The following is a 595-nucleotide window of genomic DNA, read 5'->3' on the forward strand; positions in this document are numbered from 1 at the left end:
TGAGCGGATGACGAGACTCGAACTCGCGACCCTCACCTTGGCAAGGTGATGCGCTACCAACTGCGCTACATCCGCATTCGAAACCCGAAGGTTTCTGTGCGCGATACTGGGATTGAACCAGTGACCTCTTCCGTGTCAGGGAAGCGCTCTCCCGCTGAGCTAATCGCGCGGGCATCTTCACTTGAAGACTTTGAGGTGGAAACGGGAATCGAACCCGTGTGCAAGGTTTTGCAGACCTTTGCCTCACCACTCGGCCATTCCACCGTGGCATACCGCCTCAACAGTACACTCTCAAAAAAGAGAAGTACTTGAGCGGATGACGAGACTCGAACTCGCGACCCTCACCTTGGCAAGGTGATGCGCTACCAACTGCGCTACATCCGCATTCGAAACCAGGCCCGGTTTCTAGGACTAAAAGTCCGTGTGCGCGATACTGGGATTGAACCAGTGACCTCTTCCGTGTCAGGGAAGCGCTCTCCCGCTGAGCTAATCGCGCGGGATTCGGTCCATAAAAGAACCTGAGCGGATGACGAGACTCGAACTCGCGACCCTCACCTTGGCAAGGTGATGCGCTACCAACTGCGCTACATCCGCA

General features: G+C 56.0%; 6 tRNA genes. All 6 read right to left on the minus strand.

Features of this window, described 5'->3' with window-relative positions:
- Positions 1–2 precede the first annotated feature (2 nt).
- The 6 genes from ABJ196_RS12645 to ABJ196_RS12670 all read right to left on the minus strand — a co-directional run bounded on the left by ABJ196_RS12645 (position 3) and on the right by ABJ196_RS12670 (position 594).
- Positions 3–75: transfer RNA gene (locus ABJ196_RS12645), tRNA-Gly, on the minus strand.
- 22 nt (positions 76–97) lie between these two features.
- Positions 98–169: transfer RNA gene (locus ABJ196_RS12650), tRNA-Val, on the minus strand.
- A 24-nt stretch (positions 170–193) separates the two neighbouring features.
- Positions 194–264, minus strand: a tRNA-Cys gene (locus tag ABJ196_RS12655).
- A gap of 47 nt (positions 265–311) precedes the next feature.
- Positions 312–384, minus strand: a tRNA-Gly gene (locus tag ABJ196_RS12660).
- Between the two features lie 40 nt (positions 385–424).
- Positions 425–496 (minus strand) — tRNA-Val (locus ABJ196_RS12665).
- Positions 497–521: 25 nt separating this feature from the next.
- Positions 522–594 (minus strand) — tRNA-Gly (locus ABJ196_RS12670).
- Position 595 lies beyond the last annotated feature (1 nt).

The organism is Corynebacterium sp. SA-MJD20WY100 (assembly GCF_039822565.1).
GTDB lineage: Bacteria > Actinomycetota > Actinomycetes > Mycobacteriales > Mycobacteriaceae > Corynebacterium > Corynebacterium phoceense_A.